The sequence below is a fragment of the Dokdonella sp. genome, from assembly GCF_049593775.1.
Taxonomy (GTDB): domain Bacteria; phylum Pseudomonadota; class Gammaproteobacteria; order Xanthomonadales; family Rhodanobacteraceae; genus Dokdonella.
On record NZ_JBAWHJ010000466.1, the window covers coordinates 1 to 4,045 of the forward strand.

At 58.2% G+C, this 4,045-nt stretch carries 5 protein-coding genes; 4 read left to right on the forward strand and 1 reads right to left on the reverse strand.

Annotation, left to right across the window (positions count from 1 at the left end; genetic code table 11):
* The 4 genes from WBP53_RS16040 to WBP53_RS16055 all read left to right on the forward strand — a co-directional run.
* Positions 1-338: hypothetical protein (locus WBP53_RS16040; RefSeq protein WP_423930728.1), on the forward strand; the 338-nt coding region annotated here is incomplete at its 5' end.
* Between the two features lie 329 nt (positions 339-667).
* Complete coding sequence (locus WBP53_RS16045; protein WP_423930730.1) at positions 668-901, forward strand: hypothetical protein; 234 nt, start codon at positions 668-670, stop codon at positions 899-901.
* Positions 902-1,072: 171 nt separating this feature from the next.
* Positions 1,073-1,411, forward strand: coding sequence for a hypothetical protein (locus tag WBP53_RS16050; protein ID WP_423930732.1), 339 nt, complete (start codon positions 1,073-1,075; stop codon positions 1,409-1,411).
* A gap of 298 nt (positions 1,412-1,709) precedes the next feature.
* Positions 1,710-2,792 (forward strand): hypothetical protein, encoded by a 1,083-nt coding sequence (locus WBP53_RS16055; protein WP_423930734.1) that lies wholly within the window; start codon positions 1,710-1,712, stop codon positions 2,790-2,792.
* 258 nt (positions 2,793-3,050) lie between these two features.
* Here the strand turns inward: WBP53_RS16055 and WBP53_RS16060 are convergent.
* Positions 3,051-4,045: serine hydrolase domain-containing protein (locus WBP53_RS16060; RefSeq protein ID WP_423930736.1), on the reverse strand; the 995-nt coding region annotated here is incomplete at its 5' end.

A 4,045-nucleotide genomic window follows, 5' to 3' on the forward strand; every position in this document is an offset into this window, starting at 1 on the left:
GCGTAGTGCCCGTACCCGCGGCGGCGTTCCAATTCACCGCATCCATTCGACATGTGGGCATCAGCTGGACCTGCGCCGCGAATGCCGGATCAAGCTGCCCCGCAAGCGGTAGCGGCGTCCCGGCACACACCATCAGCCTGGGCCGCAACGGCAGTGCAATCTACACGATCAACGCCATCGTCGATCGCGGCATTGGAACGGGTGAAGAACTGACCAGTGCAGCTTCGATCAGCCTGACTGCGCCCTACAGTGACCCCGTCAGTACCAACAACAGCGCCACGGTCAACACACCGCTGTCTGACGACATCATCTTCCGGGACGGGTTCGGCACGTTCTGAGCGGATTGTGTGCAGGCTGCTGAAAGCAACCGCCTTCCCTGATATTCCGGGGAAGGCGGCATCGTCGGTTGCGAGCTGATCGTTCCGACTATCCGGGCTTCTGAAACGGATGCGGACTACCCCAGCCGCATTGGTCGGCCCAGAAGCGAGTAGAGCGGCCTTCAGGCTTGCAACTGTCTTTTTTTGTCATTCCCGCGTACGCCGGAATCGCTTCAGAACAGCTGCAAGGCTGTCCGGCTCACTGAGGCCGAGTAGCCAGAAGAGAAGTCATTTGCTTCGTTTGCATTTTCCAACGCACTATTCGGGCTGGCATCGGAGAAGGCAAAGACGTGATCAGCTGGCGAGCACTCGCATTTTTTCGCCAGCGCGACTGGTCGGGGATGACGCTCGAGTTGTTGATCGTCGCGCTCGGCGTTCTGCTCGGTATCCAGGCTTCCAACTGGAATGACGACCGCCTCAGGCATGCGCGGCCGGATGAAGTGCTTGCCCAGCTTGGTGCAGAGCTGGACCAGACGATTGCCGAAGCCGACCAGCGCATCGCTTTCAGCGTGCGTACGGTCTAAGAAATCGGGATCGTCATTGACGTCGCACAATCGGGTCAGCTTGATCCCGGGGACGACGCGAAAGTTCGTTTCGGCATCAACCTGCTGGATAGTTGGTGGAGGCCAGCCTGGCGTCTTGGCACGGTTGACGAACTGGCTTCCAAGGGCGAGCTCGATCTCATTCCCGATCCCATGTTGCGGGCTGGCCTGGTCGCTTACCGCGATACGGTCAGCGTCATCCGTGGCGACATCGAGATGATGGTGGATGATATCTACCAGCATATGCCGACGATCGTTCGCCACGTCCGCTTCGAGCCGACCAGCACCGTTTTTGCTGCCAGGACCGAAGCCGACATGATGAATGCCGAGTTGTTCGACGTCTCGGCGAACCCCGTCGACCTCCACGCCGATCCAGAAGTGTTGAGCGCGCTCGGTGCGATTCGGCGCGATCAGGTCTATGCGCTCGGTAACCAGATCACGGTACGCAAAGAGGCCATCGGCTTGCGCAATCGGCTCAAGGCGTTGCAATGATCGACGTCACCATTAGCCAGGACGGTGGGTAGCGGGGACATCCGCCATCAGGGCAAGCCTATTGGAATTATCAGGAACGACAGCGACCGGTCTGATTTTCATTCCCTCCAACAAGAGCTTGTTGACACATCCGACGCTAGGCGGCAGTCAGTGCAATCCAATCGCAAGGGACTGGGTCAGTTGATCCGGCACCGGGAAAGTCTGCACCAGATTGCGTTTCGGATCCCCCTTGTTCGGGGGGTGCCCAGAGTACGGGTTGACGCACATAGTGGCGACATCGCTATTGCGGGTCTCAGCCATGTCGTCTCGCCTGTTTTGTGGGTTGCTACTCGCCCTGTGCATTCTTCCCGCCACGGCCTCGGCATCGGATCCGTCTCCGTATCTCAGCGCGGAATTGCGTCATATTGCCGGGTCAACGTATCTGCGTGGAACCACGCGCAGGATCGACAGCATCATCCGCAAGTGCGCGCAAAGTGTTCCGGGCTGTCCGACCAGTTTTCCGCGCAGCAGTCTCTACTTCCGTTTGCCGCCTGGCATCCATTACCAGTCGCACGAAACCTATGCGCCTCTATCGCCGGTCACCTGTTCGGTGACGGCGATGCCCGATGATAGTGAACATTTGGCATGCACGGGAGGAGGGTTGGGCACCGGAATATATAACGTTGGACAGTTGGTGTTGACGGTAGTCGTGGCAAACAACGCACCGTTGGGCCCTGGGCGCATTGTGCTTGGGGTGGATGATTCATTGCCTGAAGAATCCGGAACCCTTGCCGAGTGTATCGGCGACTCGTTTCCAAACTACTGCACAGAAATGACGGGCACGATTGATGTTGCGCCGGCGCCGGATCTGTATATTGATCGCGTCAATCACAATCCACTGGTATTCCAGCCCGATGACGTGACTTCCCGAGTCAGGGTTTCGGTTGGCAATCGAGGCAATGCGCCGACGACGGGTACCCACCTGCAGGTGCACCTGCCTCCGGGATTCCAGTGGCAACTGGCAACGACGTCGACAGGCGGGTTTTCGATGACCTGTTCGAAGTCGGGCAGTTGGGACAATACAGGTGAAACGGTTACCTGCAGCGGAGGAGCCTTGGCAGCGAATGTGTATTTCGAGGCTTCTCTCGGTATTCGCCCACGTGACAACATGGAAGTCCCGGGGCCTTTGCCGGTGCTTGCGTCGGTCAATGGCGGCCTTGATGCAGACACTGCCGTTCTCATGGCATGTGCCAGCGATTCATCGCCTGCGCATTGCGCCTGGCACGAGGTGTCTACCTGGATTGCATGCGCGCGCAGCCGCGACTCCGGCATTTTTTGCGATGGTTTTGATGTGCAGGTTCCTGTGGGCCTTCAAGGTACAGAAGACGTTCTGATCGACTGAGCAGCAGGACACCAGGCTCGCAATGCCCGGTCAGCTTGCGCTTCCGAATGAAACTGCAGGTCTCGTGAGATTGCCTGGCCCACCATTCTTTTCACCAGCGCAAACCGCTGTAGCGGCCTGGAGCTTGTGAATCGGTCTTCCGCACGGGGTAACGATGTAGTTGGCGCATGCCGTGGAAACTGCGAGGCGCTGACTGGCACCGGCGCGCGGATCAACGATCGATGGAAAGGTGAGTCCGTGACTCGCGATCCAGCCAGGTCAATCGAAGCCGCTGGTGAAAATGACTGAAAGCATTTTCGGAAAGAGGTCGATATCTGGCCAGTTGGCTATCTGATCGCGGACACCCCACATGGCATTGTCGGTTTCACACGAAATACAGCTCGCACCCGTTTCGTCGCGACGATTGAAAATGGCCACGTAGTCCCAGCCGTCCTGAATTCTGACCATGTAGGAGGTGGTGCCTGGCAAGCTGCCATCGTGCCATGTGTTGTATTTCCCGTTGCCATAATTTCTTACCGACCAACCGTGGGCGTAATAGGGATTCCCAAGCTGGTAAGGCAGCGGGTAGTTCTCTGGGAGGGAGAACATGCGACTGATCGAAGCCTGATCAAGGATGGCATCCGAGGCGGACGGGTTATCGAGGTTGCTGGCGATACGCACCATCTCGACGGCCGATGAAATCCAGCCACCGTGGCTATCCATGTTTTCGATATTGAACGCGCCGTATTCGTAAGGCACTAGGGCGCCTGAATCGTCCATCACGGTCGTTCGCATGATGCCGGAGTTGTATCCCACTTCATTGGGAGCGCGCAGGGAGAGCTGCGAACGCCCGAGGCGCATGTTTCTGACTCCGATCGGCGCAAACACGGATTTGGCATAGTTCTCGTAGCTCATGCTGGTCACATCCTCGATGATGCGGCCGAGCAGCATGTACCCGTAGTTGCTGTATGAAAACGTGGCTCCCGGTTGGCTTCCCAGCGGTATGCCATTCATGGCTCGGATGATGTCGGCAGTGCCAACCGGCAAGCCGATGCCGACATCGGCTGCAATCTGCGGATCAGCAAACATGGGGTCCCGGAGGCTGTCGTAGGTCCGAAAGCCGGCCAGATGTTCCAGCAGATTGCGGACGGTGACGTTAGCCAGGCGCGGGTCAGCTGTGTGGCCAGGAAGAGTGGTGAGATCGATAAAATCGCCTACGGTGGCGGTGAGCGACAGCCGGCCCTCCTGGATCAGACGATTGATCAGGATTGAGG